Source organism: Halanaerobium sehlinense (genome assembly GCF_055379485.1).
Map to the genome: position 1 here is coordinate 2,333,587 of NZ_AP042442.1, position 19,613 is coordinate 2,353,199.

Annotated in this window: 22 protein-coding genes; 2 read left to right on the top strand and 20 right to left on the bottom strand. The window is 31.7% G+C overall.

All coding sequences use genetic code 11. From position 1 onward, the window contains the following. Nucleotides 1–276: 276 nt before the first annotated feature. The 19 genes from ACZ446_RS11430 to ACZ446_RS11520 form a co-directional block, all read right to left on the bottom strand. Nucleotides 277–552 carry a hypothetical protein gene (locus ACZ446_RS11430; RefSeq protein ID WP_464392680.1) on the bottom strand — a complete coding sequence of 92 codons (276 nt, stop codon included), beginning with the start codon at nt 550–552 and terminating at the stop codon, nt 277–279. A 98-nt stretch (nt 553–650) separates the two neighbouring features. Then, complete coding sequence (locus ACZ446_RS11435; protein WP_464392681.1) at nt 651–890, bottom strand: hypothetical protein; 240 nt, start codon at nt 888–890, stop codon at nt 651–653. A 78-nt stretch (nt 891–968) separates the two neighbouring features. Then, a complete protein-coding gene (locus tag ACZ446_RS11440) occupies nt 969–1,394 on the bottom strand; it encodes a hypothetical protein (RefSeq protein WP_464392682.1) in 426 nt (141 codons plus the stop codon). Between the two features lie 42 nt (nt 1,395–1,436). After that, the gene (gene pseG, locus ACZ446_RS11445; protein ID WP_464392683.1) at nt 1,437–2,447 is read right to left on the bottom strand and encodes a UDP-2,4-diacetamido-2,4,6-trideoxy-beta-L-altropyranose hydrolase; all 1,011 of its coding nucleotides are present in this window, start codon (nt 2,445–2,447) and stop codon (nt 1,437–1,439) included. Next, entirely contained in the window at nt 2,444–2,962 is a 519-nt protein-coding gene (gene pseH, locus ACZ446_RS11450) for a UDP-4-amino-4,6-dideoxy-N-acetyl-beta-L-altrosamine N-acetyltransferase (protein ID WP_464392684.1), read from the bottom strand. Before pseH ends, pseG begins: the two co-directional genes overlap by 4 nt. Before the next feature lie 14 nt (nt 2,963–2,976). Then, entirely contained in the window at nt 2,977–4,026 is a 1,050-nt protein-coding gene (gene pseI, locus ACZ446_RS11455) for a pseudaminic acid synthase (protein WP_464392685.1), read from the bottom strand. 14 nt (nt 4,027–4,040) lie between these two features. Further along, on the bottom strand, nt 4,041–4,784 hold the full coding sequence (locus tag ACZ446_RS11460; protein ID WP_464392686.1) for a cytidylyltransferase domain-containing protein: 744 nt from the start codon (nt 4,782–4,784) through the stop codon (nt 4,041–4,043). A 12-nt stretch (nt 4,785–4,796) separates the two neighbouring features. Then, nucleotides 4,797–5,957 carry a UDP-4-amino-4,6-dideoxy-N-acetyl-beta-L-altrosamine transaminase gene (gene pseC, locus ACZ446_RS11465; protein ID WP_464392687.1) on the bottom strand — a complete coding sequence of 387 codons (1,161 nt, stop codon included), beginning with the start codon at nt 5,955–5,957 and terminating at the stop codon, nt 4,797–4,799. After that, nucleotides 5,957–6,934 carry a UDP-N-acetylglucosamine 4,6-dehydratase (inverting) gene (pseB, locus tag ACZ446_RS11470; RefSeq protein ID WP_464392688.1) on the bottom strand — a complete coding sequence of 326 codons (978 nt, stop codon included), beginning with the start codon at nt 6,932–6,934 and terminating at the stop codon, nt 5,957–5,959. The genes pseC and pseB overlap by 1 nt, the downstream gene beginning before the upstream one ends. 26 nt (nt 6,935–6,960) lie before the next feature. After that, nucleotides 6,961–7,389, bottom strand: a complete 429-nt coding sequence (locus ACZ446_RS11475) for a DUF8042 domain-containing protein (RefSeq protein WP_464392689.1) — start codon at nt 7,387–7,389, stop codon at nt 6,961–6,963. Then, nucleotides 7,373–9,283 (bottom strand): motility associated factor glycosyltransferase family protein, encoded by a 1,911-nt coding sequence (locus tag ACZ446_RS11480; RefSeq protein ID WP_464392690.1) that lies wholly within the window; start codon nt 9,281–9,283, stop codon nt 7,373–7,375. Before ACZ446_RS11480 ends, ACZ446_RS11475 begins: the two co-directional genes overlap by 17 nt. Before the next feature lie 107 nt (nt 9,284–9,390). Continuing rightward, nucleotides 9,391–10,827: a flagellar filament capping protein FliD gene (gene fliD, locus ACZ446_RS11485; protein ID WP_464392691.1), complete on the bottom strand. Its 1,437-nt coding sequence runs from the start codon at nt 10,825–10,827 to the stop codon at nt 9,391–9,393. 16 nt (nt 10,828–10,843) lie between these two features. Then, on the bottom strand, nt 10,844–11,215 hold the full coding sequence (locus ACZ446_RS11490; protein WP_464392692.1) for a flagellar protein FlaG: 372 nt from the start codon (nt 11,213–11,215) through the stop codon (nt 10,844–10,846). Nucleotides 11,216–11,306: 91 nt separating this feature from the next. After that, nucleotides 11,307–12,401 carry a flagellin N-terminal helical domain-containing protein gene (locus ACZ446_RS11495; RefSeq protein ID WP_464392693.1) on the bottom strand — a complete coding sequence of 365 codons (1,095 nt, stop codon included), beginning with the start codon at nt 12,399–12,401 and terminating at the stop codon, nt 11,307–11,309. Between the two features lie 183 nt (nt 12,402–12,584). Further along, complete coding sequence (gene flgL / locus ACZ446_RS11500; protein ID WP_464392694.1) at nt 12,585–13,496, bottom strand: flagellar hook-associated protein FlgL; 912 nt, start codon at nt 13,494–13,496, stop codon at nt 12,585–12,587. 19 nt (nt 13,497–13,515) lie between these two features. Next, nucleotides 13,516–15,237 (bottom strand): flagellar hook-associated protein FlgK, encoded by a 1,722-nt coding sequence (flgK, locus tag ACZ446_RS11505; protein ID WP_464392695.1) that lies wholly within the window; start codon nt 15,235–15,237, stop codon nt 13,516–13,518. 15 nt (nt 15,238–15,252) lie between these two features. Next, nucleotides 15,253–15,753 (bottom strand): flagellar protein FlgN, encoded by a 501-nt coding sequence (locus ACZ446_RS11510; protein WP_464392696.1) that lies wholly within the window; start codon nt 15,751–15,753, stop codon nt 15,253–15,255. A gap of 9 nt (nt 15,754–15,762) precedes the next feature. Continuing rightward, entirely contained in the window at nt 15,763–16,032 is a 270-nt protein-coding gene (flgM, locus tag ACZ446_RS11515; RefSeq protein ID WP_464392697.1) for a flagellar biosynthesis anti-sigma factor FlgM, read from the bottom strand. 212 nt (nt 16,033–16,244) lie between these two features. Continuing rightward, nucleotides 16,245–16,649 carry a flagellar protein gene (locus ACZ446_RS11520; protein WP_464392698.1) on the bottom strand — a complete coding sequence of 135 codons (405 nt, stop codon included), beginning with the start codon at nt 16,647–16,649 and terminating at the stop codon, nt 16,245–16,247. 239 nt (nt 16,650–16,888) lie between these two features. Here ACZ446_RS11520 and ACZ446_RS11525 point away from each other — a divergent pair, with 239 nt between their 5' ends. Both ACZ446_RS11525 and ACZ446_RS11530 read left to right on the top strand, forming a co-directional pair. Continuing rightward, nucleotides 16,889–17,893, top strand: coding sequence for a protein-glutamate methylesterase/protein-glutamine glutaminase (locus ACZ446_RS11525; protein ID WP_464392699.1), 1,005 nt, complete (start codon nt 16,889–16,891; stop codon nt 17,891–17,893). Between the two features lie 5 nt (nt 17,894–17,898). After that, nucleotides 17,899–18,690, top strand: a complete 792-nt coding sequence (locus tag ACZ446_RS11530) for a CheR family methyltransferase (RefSeq protein WP_464392700.1) — start codon at nt 17,899–17,901, stop codon at nt 18,688–18,690. A 92-nt stretch (nt 18,691–18,782) separates the two neighbouring features. Here ACZ446_RS11530 and ACZ446_RS11535 read toward each other — a convergent pair whose 3' ends face one another. Continuing rightward, nucleotides 18,783–19,442 (bottom strand): tetratricopeptide repeat protein, encoded by a 660-nt coding sequence (locus tag ACZ446_RS11535; RefSeq protein ID WP_464392701.1) that lies wholly within the window; start codon nt 19,440–19,442, stop codon nt 18,783–18,785. Nucleotides 19,443–19,613: the final 171 nt, after the last annotated feature.

Sequence of the window (19,613 nt, forward strand, 5' to 3'; positions counted from 1 at the left end):
TGTTAGCAGAGAGAATTAGGTTGGTGGAGCGGATTGGAAAGTTAGGTGTTTAGGCGAGGAATTGATTTTTGGATTAGAATCTTTAAGTGTTTAGGGGTGGATCGAAGAAAAAGATTCAGAATTAGATTCTCTAGGCAGTTGAGTGATATTTTTTGTTCCCCGAATGCCAACATTCAAAGCTTTCATGACATAGAAAAAAAACCATTCTCTCAGCAAGCACACTGAAAAAATGGGGTTATCTTTATCTATCAAATATTATAAAATTTTATAATTAGCTCAACTTAAAACTTCACATTTCTTTACCTCAGTTTTAAGATAGTTAAAATACTCCTGCAGTTCTTTTTTCTCTTCAGCTGTTAGTTCTTCATCTCTTATTTTAACTGCTGTAGCTCTCATATTTCTCAGTTTCCACTCTACTTCAGTGAGTTTGCTCTTCCTTCTTTTCACTTCTGATCTTTTATTTTCAGCAATTTTAAGTTTAGCCTTTACTTCTTCTTTTAATTTCTTTATTATCTTTAACAGCTCAACTGCTTTTAATTGCATTTTAACCATTCCTAACTATCATACTTTAACTTTTAATCTATCTACTAAAGAAATTTTCCTGAATAGAATAGAATTATCTTTATCTTTCAAAAAAATTCAAATTTATTTTAGTCCTCATCATACTCTATTACATTGGAAATTATAAATTTATCATCCCTAATGTATTTACGAATTATTTTTTCCTCAACACCAGTCTCTTTATGGATTTTCCTCACTGTGGAATTAGGATGATCCCAGAGAAAATCTTTTATTTTACGCAGTTGTTCCTGGTTTTCTTCCTGGCACTCATCACAGAGGCCAGAACTATTTTTAGTTAATGACCCACAGATATAGCAGTTTGTAACCATCTTTATGTCCTCCATCAATCAATCTATTTTTATTATCATCTATATTATTTCATCTACGTTGAAAAGAGTCTTTCAGAACTAAACCTGCTCATCCAAAACATGCTCTTCTTTTTTATCTTCAGCATAAATAAAACGATCTGAACCGGAGGCAGTCATTTTAACACTAACTTTACCAATTCCAAACTCTTCGTTAACCTGCTGCTGAATCGCAGCCTGAATCTCTGTTAAGTTATATTCTCCCGGATCTATTTTTACAGCTCTATTGCGGTTATTGTGGTTAATAAAAAAAATATTATTGCTGTTGTTGATTTTGATTGGTCTTTTAACCGCATCTTTAGCTGCAAAGTCTTCTAAGTCATAGGTGACTTTTTCTGGCTGCTGTGATTTAATAAATCTGTCACCTTTTTCTGATTGAGCTTCAGTTTCTTTTGGGTGGTTTAGTTTCTGGACAAGGAGATTTTTGATTTGAGTTAGGACAGAGTTTGTTTTTTCTACAGCAGACATTTTTGATCACCTCTTTATTTTATTTTTTGGAATTTAAAATAACTAGATATTAAAATTTATTTTCTTACGGTTTATGGAATTATTTATATAATCATTTTTGTTCATTATTAAATCAATAATGCTTTTTGAAATATTTGCGAGCTTTTCCTCATACCCTAAATTCATAACACTTTCGCCATCCAGTTTTTCAGCAACTCTAACCTGATTCTCTGCTTGCACCAATACTAAAGGCGGCGTCTTAGTTACTGCTAATTCATAAAGCGTACTTCCACCAGAAGAAATAGCAATATCACTTTTTATCATTAACTTACTCATCTTTTTAACATTAAAGTTTAAAGAAATATCTGAATTGCTTTTTTTAACTTCTGCCACTATCTGATCTAGATTATCAAATGAAGGACCAATCACTACATCAATATGCAGATTTTCTTTATCCATGTATTTATCATCTATTCCATCGAAGTTAATAGAATTTAAAGCTTTGATAATTTTTGGTGTTAAATTCCTTAAATCATAACCACCAACAGTAACTAAAATATTTTGTACTTTATTTCTAACTTCAATTTCAGGTAAATTTCTGAACTCTTCTCTTAAAAGTGAGTAATCCATTCCTAGGCGAAATTCAGTGTCTTCATAATAAGATTCATAATCTAAATCTTCAGCATAGGCATTTCCATTAATAACTAAATGAGAAGGAAAAGCAAAAGGTGCATAATCATGGATAGTAACAAGTTTATCAACAACTTTTCTCATTTCAATTAAATAATTCTGATCAATTTCATAAGAGTCAGTAATTAGTTTATTAACTTCTTCTTTGTTTATGATTTCTTTAACTTCCTCTATTTCTTCATCATAAGATAGATCTTTCTCTATAGTTATTACTTCAAAATTATTCTCTTTTAGCTTTCTGACTGCAGATTGATCATTTTTAGTGATATAGAAAATTTTTATTACTTCTTCCTCTTTCTTTAAATCATTAGCTAAAGCCATAGTCCGCATAATATGGCCCATACCGATATCTTTGCCACCATCTACTCTTAAGGCTACAATCATTCTAAATCATCTCTAAATAATGACATAATTAAAACATCTTTGAACTTACCATTTTTAAAAATATCTTCTTTTAGAGTACCTGCTTCTATAAACCCAAGTTTCTCATAAAGATTAATTGCCGCAGTATTTTCTTTTAAAACCTCCAGATATATTTTATTTAAATTGAATTGATTAAAAGAATAGTTTATAAATCTATCCGAGGACTCATAAGCATAACCATTATTCCAGAATGACTCTGCTATTATTATTCCAAATTCTGCTTTCTGGTTTTTATAATCTATATTAGCTAAATTAACTGTTCCTATGCTTTTATTATCATCTTTTTTACAAATCATTAAATCAATTCTATTGTCATTATTAAGATTATTTTTATACCAGTTTAAATGTTCTTGAACTGTTATCATCCTATAGCTAAATAATGAGTTTAATATTTTAGGGTTATTTCTCATCTCAACTATAAACTGAGCATCTTCTTCTAACATTGGTCTTAAGTACAATCTTTCTGTTTTTAGCATAATTTATTCACACCTTATTTTATCATACTCCAACTTAGTGGTGTTCCTTTTTCAATATCTCTAATAGCTTTAGTTTTTAAAGCATTATCCCAGTGTTTTGGTTTTAAACCGTAGCCCGGACGAATAATTTTTATATTCTCTTTAGTTAGTTCTTCTCCTGCTTTTATATCTTCAACTGCAAAAATAGATCTTCTAAAAATTCTGCTATTTTTTTCTTTTTCAGAAATAGAATAATCAATCTTACCGATTGCTCTTTCTGCAGCTCTTATATCATCAACCATTTTTTTGAATTCATCCGGCTCCATTGAAAATGAAGAATCAGGATTTTTTATTTCTCTGCTCATACAGAAATGTTTTTCTATTATCTTAGCTCCCATTGCTACAGAAGTTACAGCTGCAACAGAACCTAATGAATGATCAGATAATCCAACAGGTACAGAAAATGTTTCTTCCAGGTTTTTGATATTCTTCAAATTCATATCATCTGCTATCGAAGGGTAAGCACTGGAGCAGTTTAAAAGTGCTAATTGTTCATTACCGGCTTCTCTGATTGTTCTAATCGCCTCGTCTATTTCTGCTAAAGTAGCCATACCAGTTGACATGATTATAGGCTTACCTTTTTGAGCAAGATATTTTAAAAATGGAAGATTGGTTATACTAAAAGATGCAACCTTATAGAATTCAACTCCTAAATCTTCTAAAAAGTCAACAGCTGTATTCTCATAGGGTGTAGAAAAGAAGTCAATACCTATTCTTTCAGCTTCATTTTTTAGCTCTTCCTGCCATTCCCAGGGAGTATATGCCTTCTGGTAGAGACTGTATAGATTTTCACCTTCCCAGGTTCCCTTATCTATTTTAAACCATTTTTTGTCTGAGTCTAGAGTCATAGTTTCAGGTGTATAAGTCTGAACTTTTACACAATCAGCTCCAGCATCTTTGGCTGCTCTAATAATTTCTAATGCTCTTTCTTTGCTGCCTGCATGATTGGCTGACATTTCTGCTATTATATATGCTGGTTGTTCTTTACCCAACAATCTATCACCAAATTTAATAGTTTCTGACATACAACTACCTCACTTTATTTTAATTCTTTTTGTTTGATCTTCTGATTAATTTTTAGTAATTCTTTGTTTTTATTTAAAACCTCAATAATTTCATTTAAGTAAAAATCATGCTTACCATTATATAATTTATCATATAGAGCTTTAATCAATTCAAAGTCTTCCTTGGTATCTAAAGTTAAACGATAATTAGATAAATCTTCATTGTTTTTATAATAATAAATATCATCATAATTTTCATAAATATAGGGAGTCACATGTTCTCTTTGATATTTTTCTTCTGTTTTTTTATATGATTTTTCTAAAACTTCAAAAGAAAAAACTTCAGTATCTAAGCCACGAGGATAGGTTCTGTTGTTTAAGTCTGAGCCGGCATTAGTTACTAAAGTATAATCATTCCCATTATAATATTCAACTATCTCGTCAATAACATGAGGATCAATTAGAGGACAGTCCGATGTTATTCTAACAACTGTATCTATCTCATACTTATCAGCAGCTTCATAATATCGTGCTAAAACATCTTCCTCACTACCCTGATAGGCTTTAACTCCCCATTCTTTAGCCTTTTCAAAGATGATTTTATCTCTTTTAGCTGTTGTAGTAGCTATTATAATCTGGTCAATATTTTCAGCCTGTTTTACTCTTTCAATTACATGCCACAATACAGGCTTTCCTTTTAAGATTTTCATTACTTTGCCTGGTAAACGGGTTGAACCCATTCTGGCCTGGATAATAGCTGCTGTTTTTTTAGATTTCATATCTATAAACACCTATTTCTGATATTTATTAATTGTGCTTTTAATTCTCTCAATTACTTCATCAACCTGCTGGTCATTCATTTTAGGATATAAGGGGATAGTTATTATTCTCTCATATAACTCCTCTGCCTTAGGACAGATTCCTTTTTGATAGCCTAAGCTTTGATAGTAGGGATGGAAATAAACAGGTATGTAGTGCACATTAACTCCTAAGTTCTTTTCTCTTAAGGCATTAAAAATCTCTTTTCTATCTGCAGTTAGTTTTTCTAATTCCAGCTGTAAGACATAAATATGCCAGGCTGAATTAGTGTTTCTTAACTGTTCAGGGATTATTAGTCCGTCTATATCTTTAAATTCATTATTATATTTATTTACAATCTCTCTTCTTCTTGCTAAAAATTTATCTAGTTTTTTAAGTTGAGTAATACCCAAAGCAGCCTGAATATCTGTAATCCGATAATTATATCCCAGTTCCTGCTGTTCATGGTACCAGGGGCCATGAGAAGAATTTATATATTCTGATTCATCTTTTGTTATACCGTGAGTTCTAAATTTAAGTAATTTATCATATAGCTTTTTGAAATCAGTAGTTATCATTCCACCTTCGCCAGTAGTCATGTTTTTAACCGGATGAAAGCTAAAGGTGGTCATATCTCCAATACTACCAACCTTTTGTTCTTTATAGGTAGCTCCAACTGCATGAGCTCCATCTTCTATGATAATTAAATTATTTTCAGCAGCTATTTCTTTAATTTTATCCATTTCACAGGGCTGGCCTGTATAATGAACAGGTATAATAGCTTTAGTTTTCTCTGTGATTTTTTCTTTAATTGATTCAGGATCAATATTATATGTTTCAGGTTCAACATCTGCAAAAACAGGTGTTGCCTTTTGATAGAGAACAGAATTAGCTGTAGCAGCAAAGGTAAGTGGTGTAGTTATTACTTCATAACCCTTTTTAATGCCTGCCGCATAAGTTGCAGCATGTAGTGCTGCTGTTCCATTAGCAACAGCAACAGCATATTTAGCATCAACATAATCTGCAAATTCATCTTCAAACTCTTTTATCTTGGGGCCTGTAGTTAGATAATCACTCTTTATAGTTTCAGTAATGGCCTCTATATCCTGATTATCTATCCACTGACTTCCATATGGTATAAATTCCTTAGTCATTAGTCTAACTCCTCTATCAGTTTACGCATTTCTTCAACACTGAGCCACTGATCATTGTTGCCACTGTTGTATTCAAATTCTTTTTCTAATTTTTTGCCTCCAGGATGATTTTCCTTTTCCCACCAGTCATAATCGGGCTCAATTATATAGTGATCTTCGAATTCTATCGTATGTCTGGAAGCAGCTCTTGGTATCATAACCTCATGTAATTTTTCGCCGGGTCTGATACCTATTATTTCCTGTTTGCATTCAGGAGCAATAGCAGTAGCAAGATCAGTTACCTTCATACTTGGAATTTTGGGCACAAAAATTTCTCCACCCTGCATTTCTTCTAAAGCTTTTAAAACAAGCTTCACAGCATCTTCTAGAGTAATCCAGAAACGTGTCATTCGAGGATCTGTAATTGGTAATACTCCTGTTTCTTTCATTTTCTTGAAAAAAGGTATTACACTACCTCGGCTGCCCATTACATTACCATAACGAACAACACCAAATTTTGTGTTTTTACCACCTGCATAAGCATTTCCTGCTGTAAAGAGTTTATCTGAACAGAGTTTTGTAGCTCCATAAAGATTAATTGGGTTTGCTGCTTTATCCGTGCTTAAAGCAACAACTTTTTCAATACCTTTATCGATAGCAGCATCAATCACATTCTGAGCACCATTTACGTTAGTTTTAATGGCCTCAAAAGGGTTATATTCACATTCAGGTACTCTTTTTAAAGCTGCAGCATGAATTACTATATCAACACCATCAAAAGCACGATAGACTCTATCTTTATCCCGAACATTACCAATAAAGAATCTTAACTTAGGATGATTATCAAATTTAGCTTTCATTTCAGCCTGTTTTAGTTCTCCACGACTAAATATGATCAGTTTTTTTATATCATATTTATCTAAGATCATCTGAGTAAACTTTTTACCAAAAGAACCTGTTCCACCTGTAACTAAAATTGTTTTATTTTTTAATTGCATAAAATCAACTCACTATTTTAAATTTATCAATTAATGTTATCAATAAAATCCTTAATACAAATAAAAACATTTTTATAAGACTCTATATACTCCTCAAACTCAAATTCTATTAAATCAGCTATCTCAATAAAATCTTTATTTTCCATTCCATTAATAATTTTATCTAAAAATAAATTGAATTCAGTTATTCTCTTATTAATAGCTTTTCCGTTACAATTTTCTTTAAAATCTATTGAATATAATTTTTTAATACTCATCAATAATTGATTTAAAGTATCCAAGCCTTCAGTCATATCCTTAAAATTATTCCAAGCCTCATTATAGTCATCTTGATTTAGATGATTAGAAATGCTATTTTTTAACAAACTTATTTTATCTAAATAATCAATAGCACCATCTAAGGTATTGATTACTTGTGAATGTTTTATACTATCTATTTTAGAGTTGATTTTCATCACCTTCTTTTAACTTTCTCATTTCAGTCAAACCCTCATCTAAAATACTAATTAATTTCTCTGTTGTTTTTTCCATTTGAGTAAGTTTAGTTAAATTGTTATTAAAAAGTTTTTGATATTTCTCTATTAGCAATAATTCAGAATTAGCTATTTTTATTTTTTGTCTATGAAAATTTAATAAAATTGGTTGAATTATAAAAAAAGAAAACATTTCCTTAGTGTATAGATTATTTATTTCATTTTCGTTATTCCTATATAAAGATTCTACTTTCTTATCTACTTTTTTCTTTTTATTTATATATTCAAGAGCATTATTTACCTCTTTCTGTAAATTTATATTTTTTTCATTAATTAAAGAAATTTCCTCCATTAATTTTTCAAGAGATAATATAAGGTTATTTAAATCTTTTTCGAATAAACTATTAGATTCTTTCGATTTCATTTCTTTAAAAAAAGAATTTTTTCCATTGATAAAATATTCATTAGCAACTTCCTGAAATTTCATTATTTTAGTCCCTTCAATATATGCTCCACCTTCAGTAGCATCAATACATTCAATATTATTTTTTGATATTTCTAACTCAAACCATTTTTTGAAAATTTTCCACCATGGTTTTGATTTTAATTTCTCACCATTATATCCAGTTACTTCTACAATATCTTTTTTAGTATTATTTAAATGATCATCTCCAAAATTATCATATCCTGTTTCAATTGTGTGTGCTTTGCCATCTGGAGAATAAGCAAGGTCTTGTCCCATTAAAATGATTGGAGAAAACCCTAACTTACTAGCAATACTAAAATTTAAATTTGCTACAGAATTACCCAAATCCATAGCTGTTGTATTTTCTGTATTATTTGCAAACCATCTTTCTGTTGGAATAGTTTCTCGAAATACAACTAATTTTTCCCCAGGAAATTCATTGAATATCTTTGGATGAACTACACCATCTGCAATTAAAACTATATCTGAAGATATTTTTTTTTCTTTAATTAAATCTTTGAAAAAGTAATCATAAACTTTTTCTCCTCGTTCCAAAACTCCAACTATATCTGGTTCTATATTATTTTTTAATAATTTTTCTAAAACTGTATCACAAGCAATTATTACAGCATTTTCTTGATGCTTTTTTAATAAATCTATATTTTTATCTAAAGAAGGTCCGGCTGCCACACATATAACAGGCTTTTTACTGAAACTATTAATTTTTCCCAAATCAACACTTTTCAAAACATATTTATAGTTTTCTAAAATATTTTTTACCCCAATTAAAGAATCTTCAGAAGAATTCCCTAAAGTCGAAGATACAAATCTTATCGTTGAAAAATAAGTCTCTTTAAATTTATTATAACTCTCTTTTTCTAACTTTTTTAAAATAGGGGTTTTAAAAAAAAGTATGTTACTACTAGTTAATGAAAAAAAATCTACTCTTCGAAATATATCCTTAAGTTTATTATTATAATTTTTATCTGTTCCATCAAATATATATACTTGTCTTTTACCAAAAACATCCGTGAGATCTCTTTTTTTTAAAACCTCTTTCATAATATCTAATCTATTTTCAAAAAGAACTAATCTTGAATTCGCATTGATTTTATTTAATATTTCCTCAACATAATAGCCACAACCTATTCCAGCAACTCCGATTAAATTATAATTTTTGAAATTCAAAAAATTAATAGCTTGATTAGCTTGTTTTCTAGGCCGATACTTACTATGAACTAGTTTTTCAGTTCCATCATTTTTTATAACTTTCAAAGAAACAATATTATTTTTCTTAAAGACTCTAAAATTATCTTTATAATCTGATTCTTTTAAGTTGTTTATTGTATTAACTAAATTATTATTTTTTTTTCTCAATACTTCAATATTTTTTTGGTAAATTGTATTCATTCATATCCTCCAAACATAATACTATAATTTTAAAACCAGGCAAAATAGATTATTGGTAATATATCAAATTATATTCTATTCGCCTGATTTTAAGCTTTAATTACAAATTAATTCATGCTATTTAGTATATTAGTAGATCCTCCCATACCTTGAAGTTGACTCATCATCCAGCTCTGCTGACTCTGCATTTCTGAGATAGCTTCTTCCATAGCAGCAAACTGATTAACATATCGCTGACGAGTCATTTCTACTTTTCGCTGTACATCTTCTATATCATCATTCAATCCATCTATCCGGGTATCATAGAAGTCAAGTCTTCTTGGTATCAAACCAGTATTGGACTGCATCAATTGGTCAAGATAACTATCCATTCTTACAGCCATTCCATCATAACTATCAGTATCACTTTCAGCGTTAAACAGATTAACAACTTTTTCTGGAGAATCTTCAAGAGCTTCAGTAAACTTTGAACTATCAAAGCTCATTACTCCATCTCTGTCAATTTCTATACCAACAGAAGTTAAAGTATTATAGTCTCCACTATCTTTTACTTTAGAAGTTACAAGTTCTCTTAAACGCATCTGTAAGCGCATAGCAGTACTATCACCCTGTAAAACAGCACTTTTTTCTGTTTCTTCATCATAGTCTGTTTTACCATCCAGAAAGCTCATTGCACTGTTATACTGATCTACAAATGCTTGAACCGCTTTGGTAGCGTTACCAGTATCTTTAGCTACAGAAACACTGGAAAAAGCAGTATCTGTTCCATCATTATCAACAGCATCAGGATTAATATTAAAGGTAACACCTTCTACAGCTTCAGAAAAAGTATTAGTAGAACTAGTTATACCAGTAATACCATTAATATCTATTTCTGCATTAAAAGCTTCCTGAACTTCGATATCATTTGTTATTACTCCTCCATCTAATATTCCTAAAGATTCCAATACTCCATTGCTATCAACAAGAGTATCTCCAGCAACTAAAGCATTTTTGGTACCAGTATCATTAGTTTCTAATACCAAATGGTTATCAACTATAGAAGCTTTAACACCTGCATCAGCATCATTAATATTATTACTGATATCTCTCAGGGTATCATTTTCGCCAATTGTAATAACAGTTCCGTTAATCTCAATATTATTTTCAGCAGCAATCCCAGTAAAACCAGTGAGATCTTTAATAGCAGTCTCAGAATCATCTAATTTACTTCCTGCAAGACGTTGAGCTTTAGCAGTACTTTTAACTGTAACAGAGTAAGTAGCTTCATCAGAACTATTACTCGCAGTTGCTGTAACTACATCTTCATTGCTACTATTAGCAGTTCTTGAATTATATGTTGAAGAAAATTTTAACTCTGTTATCCTATCTTCTAATTTATCTAGCCTGCTATTTACATCTCTCCAGGCTCCTTTTGTTGTTTCCAGTTCCGATATTTCCTGCTGGTAATTGTATATTGGACGCTGTTCTAACTGAATTAATTGATCAATTATACCTTGTGTATCCATACCAGTGGCTAATCCACCAAGACTTAAATCACTCATTTATAACACCTTCTTTCTAAACCGTCTCGTCAATTAGGATTCCTACCATTTTATGAATTCTAGCCTGTAAATCAAGCATTTCTTCCGGTGGCAGTTCTTTAATTACTTCATCTGTATTTAAGTCAACTACCTTAACCATCATCTTTTCTGTATCTTCATGAATTTGAAAGGAAAGCCCTTCTTTTACTTTATCTACTATTTCATTTACATCTTTTACTGATTCTCTGACTTCATCTTCAAGGTCTTGCTCGGAGTATTCTTTTTTTTCTCGAAGAGATTCAGGCTTACTATCACTATTATCATTTCTATTAACTCTAGTGTTTTGATTATTGCTTTTATTGTTATGAATCTGACGGTTGGAAAGAGATTCAACACTATCTACTTTCATAATAGCTTCCACCCTTTCTTTTAAAAAAAGCCAGCCAGAAAACCGGCCGGCTTGATTGTTAGTATATATCTATATTATCCTCTTTTAGAAATTAACCGAGTAACTGTAGTACTCCCTGTGGTAACTGATTAGCCTGAGCCATCATAGCTGTACCAGCCTGGCTTAAGATCTGTGACTTAGTAAAGTTCATCATTTCTTTAGCCATGTCTACATCAGAGATTCTGGATTCAGCAGCTGTTAGATTCTCTTCAGAAACACTTAAATTATTAATTGTATGATCTAATCTATTTTGATAAGCACCTAATTTTGATCTTTCTGAAGAAACAACTTCAATTGCATCATTTAGAGTGGTGATAGCTGCATTTGCACCACTTTGAGTTGTAAGATCAATTCCATCTACAGCTAAATCTCCATCTGACTTCATATTACCAATGCTTAATTGAATATTCTGACCTTCATTAGCTCCAATATGGAAAGTAGCCGAACCAGAAGTAACCTGAATATCTGTGCCTGCAGCAGCATCTTTTACATACCCTGAATTAGTATCAATTGTAATTCCAAATTCACTAAAGTTAATTGTTTGTGCACCATCTTGAGTTGTAACTGTTTGTGTTACTGTTCCAGCAGAATTTGAAAGTGTTAAATCACCTGATGCTGAAGAAGTAAGTGAATAAGTACCAGAACTAGCTCCACTGGTTTCTACATCTGCTACACCAGCAGTTCCAAAAATAGTGCTGTTTCCAGTATCAGTATCAACTTTTCCACCCAAATTACCATTTAATAATTTCTGAGTGTTAAACTCTGTAGTTTTCGCAATCCTATCTAATTCTCCATTTAATTGTGTGATTTCTTCGGAAATCTCATTTCTATCAGCTTGAGTATTAGTATCGTTTGCTGATTGAACTGCTAGCTCTCTCATTCTCTGTAAAATTGAGTGCGATTCTTTAAGAGCACCCTCAGCAGTCTGAATCATTGAAATACCATCCTGAGCATTTCTTTGAGCTTGAGCAAGTCCTCTAGTCTGTGCTTTCATTTTTTCACTGATTGCAAGACCGGCAGCATCATCAGAAGCACCATTGATTCTTTTACCTGAAGACAATCTCGATAAAGACTTACTTAACCTATCCTGTGTTTTGTTTAATTGATTATAAGAGTTTAAAGCGGCGACATTCGTATTAATTCTCATTATTTATTCCTCCTTGAAATTTTGTGTTGTTACTGGCATCCTTGCCAGTTAAATCTAATTTGTTTTGGTTATATGAGCACCTCCACAGCAACACTTCGGCCGATAGTGTTGCCAGCAACGGTGTTTTAGTAACCATTACAACTATGGTGATTATAAAACCATAGTTATAAAAGCAACTAAAATTTATCTAATAAAATCTACTAAAGACTGCTGCATAATTCTGGAGCCAGAAGCTAAAGAAGCACGATAAACTGTTTCTTCCATCTTTAGTTCTGTAATTACCTCTGCTAAATCAGCATCTTCATTTTTAGATTTTAAATCTCTTAAATGAACTTCATTTGCTTCCAATCTATCAATAATATTTCCTGTCCGCTGAAGCTTACCACCAATTTCTGATCTTTTTTCAACAAAATCATTTATATGATTACCCAGTTCACCAAGATTATCACCAATATCTTCGCCTTTAAAATCTTCACCAGAAATATTATTTTCTAATTGTCTATAGATTTTATTGAGCTTATCAATTTTGTCCTTAAAAACTTCATCTCCATTCAAGCTAACATCCATCTCAACATTCTCATTTAATCTTCGTTTAACACCATTTTTATCACCCTGATAGTCAACGTAAATATCTGGATCAGTATCGTCACCATTAAGTGTAAATGGCTTTTCTCCAGTTTTCTGTCCAGAAAAAATATAGCTGTCACCAAGTTTAGCATTAGAGATATCGATTAACTCATCTCTTAACTGTTTCATCTCTTTAGCTACCATTTTTCTGTCATCAGTCGTCATCGAATCGTTGGCAGCATAAATTGTTAATTCCCTAGCTCTCTGCATTACTTCAGTTCCACTCTTAAGAGCACTTTCAGTTGTATTCAACCAATTTTCAGCCTGATTTAAGTTGCGCTGGAACTGTGAATTTCTATTTAACTGGGATTTGTAGTTCATGCTATCTGCCACTTTAATTGGCGCATCAGAAGGCATTTGAAATAACTTACCCGAACTCAACTGCTCATTTAAGTCATTTAAATCTCCCATATTCTTTTTCAAATGGTCTAACATGTTTCTAACCATCATCGAATTTGTAACCCGCATTGCTGTCAACTCCTATAATTTATACTATTGTCATCAATGAATCAAGTAATTCTTCTGTTTTATTAATATATTTAGCTGCTGCCGCATAAGACTGCTGATATTTAATTAAATTAGCCATTTCTTCGTCAAGGGACACTCCAGAAATACTTCTATCAAAAGTGTTAAGCTGTTTTAAAACAACTTCCTGGTTATTTACCATCTTTTGAGCTCTTGAAGATTCTGCTCCCACAGATGTAATAATTGTTCTGAAATATCCTTCAATTGAAGTATTTCCTATTATATTACCCTTGTTAAATAAGTCAGCCATTACATTTGCATTTTCGCCATTACCAATTGACTTATCAAGACTGATATCTCTCTTACCTATTTTATTAACTGTTAAAGTAAAATCAGTATCATCTATATCGTCAGAACCAGGAATACTATCATTAGTGATTAAACCATCAGAATCAACACTTAATTCAAGTTTCTGGCCTGCATCAATTCCTTCTTTTTTATAAACTTCTTCTCCATCAGAATTGGTAATTAATATATCGAGCTGATCACTGTTAGCATCATTTTCTGTGACTTGAATTTGATAATTACCTTCTAAATTATTACTAAATGTATCTAACTCAACAAATGTATCAATATTTTTATTCCCAGCTGCAATTTTTTTCAAACCATTTTCTAAATCTTTAATAGCTGGAGCTAAATCTAACTGTTCTATAGCACTGCGCTCTTCATCATCAATTGATTTAAAAAACTCCCCACCCTCATTACCTTCAGCATCGTATCCAGCTTTATGCTTTTCATTAAACTCTTTAACCATTGTTTCTGCTAATTTATTAAGCTTATCTGCATAAAAGTCAAGTTTTTTATCTCTAATATCCATCCAGGCAGCTATCTTCCCGCTGCTGGGATTTATTTCATTTCCAGTTTTTTCATGTATCAACCTATCTTGCATTTCTGGAATGCTTCTATTCTCAGCATGACCTTCAGTTTTTAGTTCATATGAATCTGAACCGTTAACTAACTGCAAGCCCTGAGTTGACACAACCAAATTACCTCTTGAATCTTTTCGCGACTGAACATTTATTATTTCACTAAGATCTTTGTAAAGTGCACCTCTCTCATCTAAAAGATCATTCGGACTCTGTCCACTACCTTTTACAGAAACAATTTGTTTGTTTAAATCCGCAATTTTTTTAGTTATATTATTTATATTATCAGCTGCATTGGATAAGTTATTATTAATACTCTCTTTATAATCTGTCAGTTGATTTTCCACACTCTGAAATGAATCAATCAAATTATAGGCATTTTCTCTTACCATATTTCTTGCTGCGTCGTCACCTGGGTTGTTGCTTAAATCCTGAAGTGAATTCCAGAACTGATTCATTGCTGTATCTATTCCGGAGTCAGAAGGTTCATTAAAAATATACTCTATCTTTTCTAATCCCCGCTGCATTTCAGTCCAGTAACCTGCACTTTGAGTTTCATTGAAAATTTGAGAATTGATAAACTGGTCTTTAACTCTCTCAACAGTTTCAATTTCAACTCCCGTTCCAAACTGGCCAGCTCCACCGTGGTTAGAAAGCCCAGGAGCTGTATATGGATAAGAGGCTTTATGTACTGCCCGCTGTTTATTATAGTTTTCATTATTTGCATTTGCTATATTGTGTCCGGTTACATCGAGTGATTTTCTCTGAGTTTCTAAGGCTCTTAAACCGAGATGTAAACCGCTGAATATGTTATTCATTATATATAACCACCTTTAGACCTTTTTATTTAACAATCGCGGCTGTTCTTTTTGGTCTTTATCTTTTTTACTGTATGTATTTTTATTTTCTTTGATGCTCTTTAAAATACTTTCTATAGAAAAAGTGTTAACTTCCAAGGCCTGGCTGAGCAGCTTCTGATTCTGATCGTTTAAACTGTAAAAATCATCTGTCAGCTCAATTATTTCTTCCCTAATCTTTTTTAAATCTTTTTCCCAGTCAGCTGGAAGTTCTTTGATAAAATCACTATATTTATCATGTTCAAGTTTTAAATCAAACTCTTCTTTTATTTTATTTATAATTTCTTTTCTTTCCTTTTCCTTTGCTTCTATCTTCTCTATTACTTCCCGGTCAGCTGCTAAAGTTTTACTCAAGGCTTCTGTATCATTTTCTAAAAGTGCCTCATTTTTTTCTTCAGCTACCGCAAAAAGTTTTTGGTAAAGTTCTTTTTCTTCTTTCAAAAGCTTGATTAAATTTTCTTTTAGCTCAGCTTGCATTTATTTCACCTACTTGATATTTTTTAACATTTTTGCAGCAATTTTTTTGCTGTCAATCTGATAGTTACCATTTTCTAGCTTCGCTTTTAATTCTTCAACTTTTTCAGTTCTAACCTGAGGTCTGTTTTTTAACTCAGCTTTTGCAGTCAAAATCCCCTTAGCCTGCGAAGAAATTTTTATCTGATCATTTTTTGATCCTTCAACAGTTTTTTTCTGATTCTGTTTTAACTGATTATAATACTGTTCAATTTTACCTGCTTTTATATTATTAATCTTCACAGCTTTCCCCTCCAATTTAGCTTAAGTTTTTTAGCTTCTATTACTATTATCGCAGTTAGCCTTGATTTATTAAGTCTGATTTAGACTCTTTGAACCCTTTCTGAATCAATTAAAGATGATTATCTTTCATTTGCTCTCAAATTAAGACTAAAGTTAATAAATATAAAAAAACCGCCATGTGAGCAGAAGACAATCTCGCAGGCGGCTGAAGCTTAGTCTCTTTTGAAACGATCACTAAGAAACATTTTTTCATTTTTCTTTTCTTTTTTTTCTTCTTTTTCACTGGAATCAGAATTAAAATCACTTACCAGCTTGTTTCGACAGCTGTCACAGTAAATACCTGATTCTATTTCTACACCACAGATTTTGCATTCTAAAGAATAATCAATATCTAGTCCTTCGCTCTGCAGCCTGTCCTCTTTGATAAATTTAATGATTGTCTTTTCTTCAACTCCAGTTGCTTCAGATACAGCCGGCACTGTGGAATTGGGATGATCCCACAAATAATCCTTGACCAGCTTAAATTTTTCTTCCTCACTCTGCCTGCAGTCAGGACAAACTTTTGAACCTGCAGAAGCAAAAACCTTACCACATTCCTGACAGTTAGTTAGATTCATTATTAACCTCCCTGTTATTTTTATTAATAATTTGATAGAATAATGTTTACACAAAATTAGATTTTTAGTTTAATTAATAATATTGTATCATCTTAAAAAGAATTTTGAAACTTTTTTAAAAGGTATTTTATTAGATTCAAAGAATATAGCAATAATAGTACTAAAATAAAATAACGAACTTAAATTTAATTTAGAAGAAATGTTCATTTTTAAAAAAAGAAAAGTAGGAGGCTTTCAAAATGCTAAAAGTAATGATCTGTGATGATTCAGCTTTTATGCGCAAAATATTTTCAGATACAGTTGAGTCAGATTCTGAACTTACAGTAATAGATACAGCCTATAACGGTCAAAACTTACTCGATAAATTAGACAAAAACAAAGCTGATATTTTAATGCTTGATATCGAAATGCCTGTTTTAAACGGCCTTGAAACCTTAAAAATTGTAAAAGAAAAATATTCAGATTTACCTGTGATTATGGTAAGTGCCCTTGACAACAGCAACACTGTTTTTAAGGCTTTAGATATGGGAGCCTTTGATTTTATTCCTAAACCTGGAGGTTCGATTTCTTTAAATATTGACTCAATTAAAGAAGAATTAATCAGCAAGCTTAAGGCTGCTCACCAGTCCAAAAAGGAAAAAGTAACTAAACCGGTTCAAATCAATAAACAGATTAAAGAATTTCCTATAATAGCGATTGGAACCTCTTCTGGTGGTCCCAGAGCACTGACAACACTTTTGAGCGGCATTCCTGATAATTTCCCGGCAGCCTTTGTTATTGTTCAGCATATGCCGGCTGGTTTTACCAAAACTCTGGCTGAACGCTTAAATACTGTATCCGGCCTGAGTATCAAAGAAGCTGAAAAAGGGGATAAACTGGAAAAAGGTAAAGGTCTTTTAGCACCTGGAGATTATCACTTAGAAATCAATCAGAAGGGAAAAGTTGAATTAAATCAAAATGATAAAGAACATGGGGTTAGACCTTCTGTAGATTATATGATGAAAAGTTTAGCCAGAAACTTTAATGCAGAAAGAATTACAGCCTGTATCTTAACAGGAATGGGACGCGATGGAGCAGCAGGTATGGAAGAGCTGACAACAGGTGGTGCCTACGGAATTATAGAAGCTAAAGAAAGTGCCCTTGTTTACGGAATGCCTTCTGCAGCTGCAGCCAAAGGTGCCTACGATGAAATTTTAAATATTAACGATATTGCAGCAAGATTAATAGAAATAGTGGAGGGATAAATTATATGAGTATAACTTTTTCTGAATTTAAAGACCAGGCAAAAGAAATTTTAAATATTGACCTAGACGGCTACAAGTTAGATCGGGTTGAAAGAAGAACTAAAAGTTTAATGCGCAGATATGATGTTGAGGATTTTAGAGAATGTATTAATTTAATTGAAAGTGACAGCAAATTTAAAGAAGCATACCTCAACCACTTTACAATTAACACTTCGGAGTTTTTCCGTAATCCGGAAAGTTTTGACTTTCTAAAAAAAAATGTTCTGCCGGAGTTAATCCAGAAAAAAAACAAGTTAAGAATCTGGAGTGCACCCTGTTCCAACGGCTGTGAGCCTTATACTCTAGCAATCATACTGAAAGAACTTGGGCTGAGTTCAAGCCGCTTTGAAATCTATGCCAGTGACCTGGATCCAGAAATTTTGAGTAAAGCAAAAAAAGGCCTTTACCGCGAAAATGCCCTTAAAAATGTTTCAGATTCTCTGATGAGAAAATATTTTACAGAAGACTCTGCCAAAGATAATTTTTATCAATTAAGTAATGATATTAAAAGGTTGGTCAATTTTGAGCAGAAGGATTTAATCAACGGCAGATTTGATAGAAACTGGGATTTAATTTTAAGCCGTAATTTCTTTATTTATCTCACTAAAGAAATGAAAGACCAGCTGATAAAGAAGTTTCTTTCAGTTTTAAACTCTGATTCCTATTTCTTTTTAGGAAATACAGAATATATCTTTTCAGCTGAGAAATATGATCTAGAAAAGGTATATCAGTCCATTTATAAGTATCATAAAAATTAAACTAAATTATTTGCTTTATTTTAATATCTATCAAGCGGCAGTCTTCCGCGCTGCCCTGATAGATATTTTTTTCTTTCAGCAAAGTTTAGAATTTACTTTAAAACATGCTTCAAGTTTTTCTGAAAAACCTTATTATCAGGTTCTTTTTCAATTGCTTTTTTGAAAAACTGTGCTGCCAGCTCTTTATTGCCCAGGTTATTATTATAAATTGCTCCGATCTGATTATAGACATAACCGGTGCGGTCATAGTGCTCGACTGCTTCTTTTAAAATTTCTACACTCTTTTCCCAATTTTCTTTTTTCTGTTCTTCAATTGCTTCTTTGAGCAGAGCAAAATGCTTTAGATAATCCTCTTTCAACTCATCACTGCCGCAGATAACTTCTTTTTTGATCTCATAAAATGACTTTTCTGGCTCCAGTTCAATTGCCTTATTGATGGCTTTTTCAGCTTCATCCCATTTTCTCTGCAGAACATTTACCTCAGCTAAAGTCGCCCAGATGTAATCCTGCTCAGCTTCGACCTCAATTGCTTTGTGTAGATATTTTTCTCCTTCTTTGAGTTTATCCTGACCAATTAAAGCTCCAGCTAGATTAAAAAAGAGCATTTCTTTTTCAACGTGAGAGCTGTCTTTAAGCTCAAATAATATTTTTTCAGCCTCTTTAAAATAACCCTCATCAATTTTTTTAGAAGCATCTCTAAAACTCTTATTATCCTTAAATTTTTGAATAAAGCTTTTAATTTTACCAAACATCTTAAAAAATCTCTCCTTTGATTTTCTTTAAATATTTAAATTATTTTAACACTTCACTATTAATAATATAATTAATTAGTGCTGATTACAACATTAACTTAGTGAAAAATCAAAAAATTGCCCATATTAATAAGCTGCAGGCAATAATTTGATCTATCTATTTTTTAATTT

What these genes read in the sequence shown, in the direction of transcription:
- ACZ446_RS11430 (WP_464392680.1), bottom strand. Translation starts at nt 552, where the DNA reads ATGGTTAAAATGCAATTAAAAGCAGTTGAGCTGTTAAAGATAATAAAG.
- ACZ446_RS11435 (WP_464392681.1), bottom strand. Translation starts at nt 890, where the DNA reads ATGGTTACAAACTGCTATATCTGTGGGTCATTAACTAAAAATAGTTCT.
- ACZ446_RS11440 (WP_464392682.1), bottom strand. Translation starts at nt 1,394, where the DNA reads ATGTCTGCTGTAGAAAAAACAAACTCTGTCCTAACTCAAATCAAAAAT.
- pseG (WP_464392683.1), bottom strand. Translation starts at nt 2,447, where the DNA reads ATGATTGTAGCCTTAAGAGTAGATGGTGGCAAAGATATCGGTATGGGC.
- pseH (WP_464392684.1), bottom strand. Translation starts at nt 2,962, where the DNA reads ATGCTAAAAACAGAAAGATTGTACTTAAGACCAATGTTAGAAGAAGAT.
- pseI (WP_464392685.1), bottom strand. Translation starts at nt 4,026, where the DNA reads ATGTCAGAAACTATTAAATTTGGTGATAGATTGTTGGGTAAAGAACAA.
- ACZ446_RS11460 (WP_464392686.1), bottom strand. Translation starts at nt 4,784, where the DNA reads ATGAAATCTAAAAAAACAGCAGCTATTATCCAGGCCAGAATGGGTTCA.
- pseC (WP_464392687.1), bottom strand. Translation starts at nt 5,957, where the DNA reads ATGACTAAGGAATTTATACCATATGGAAGTCAGTGGATAGATAATCAG.
- pseB (WP_464392688.1), bottom strand. Translation starts at nt 6,934, where the DNA reads ATGCAATTAAAAAATAAAACAATTTTAGTTACAGGTGGAACAGGTTCT.
- ACZ446_RS11475 (WP_464392689.1), bottom strand. Translation starts at nt 7,389, where the DNA reads ATGAAAATCAACTCTAAAATAGATAGTATAAAACATTCACAAGTAATC.
- ACZ446_RS11480 (WP_464392690.1), bottom strand. Translation starts at nt 9,283, where the DNA reads ATGAATACAATTTACCAAAAAAATATTGAAGTATTGAGAAAAAAAAAT.
- fliD (WP_464392691.1), bottom strand. Translation starts at nt 10,827, where the DNA reads ATGAGTGATTTAAGTCTTGGTGGATTAGCCACTGGTATGGATACACAA.
- ACZ446_RS11490 (WP_464392692.1), bottom strand. Translation starts at nt 11,215, where the DNA reads ATGAAAGTAGATAGTGTTGAATCTCTTTCCAACCGTCAGATTCATAAC.
- ACZ446_RS11495 (WP_464392693.1), bottom strand. Translation starts at nt 12,401, where the DNA reads ATGAGAATTAATACGAATGTCGCCGCTTTAAACTCTTATAATCAATTA.
- flgL (WP_464392694.1), bottom strand. Translation starts at nt 13,496, where the DNA reads ATGCGGGTTACAAATTCGATGATGGTTAGAAACATGTTAGACCATTTG.
- flgK (WP_464392695.1), bottom strand. Translation starts at nt 15,237, where the DNA reads ATGAATAACATATTCAGCGGTTTACATCTCGGTTTAAGAGCCTTAGAA.
- ACZ446_RS11510 (WP_464392696.1), bottom strand. Translation starts at nt 15,753, where the DNA reads ATGCAAGCTGAGCTAAAAGAAAATTTAATCAAGCTTTTGAAAGAAGAA.
- ACZ446_RS11520 (WP_464392698.1), bottom strand. Translation starts at nt 16,649, where the DNA reads ATGAATCTAACTAACTGTCAGGAATGTGGTAAGGTTTTTGCTTCTGCA.
- ACZ446_RS11525 (WP_464392699.1), top strand. Translation starts at nt 16,889, where the DNA reads ATGCTAAAAGTAATGATCTGTGATGATTCAGCTTTTATGCGCAAAATA.
- ACZ446_RS11530 (WP_464392700.1), top strand. Translation starts at nt 17,899, where the DNA reads ATGAGTATAACTTTTTCTGAATTTAAAGACCAGGCAAAAGAAATTTTA.
- ACZ446_RS11535 (WP_464392701.1), bottom strand. Translation starts at nt 19,442, where the DNA reads ATGTTTGGTAAAATTAAAAGCTTTATTCAAAAATTTAAGGATAATAAG.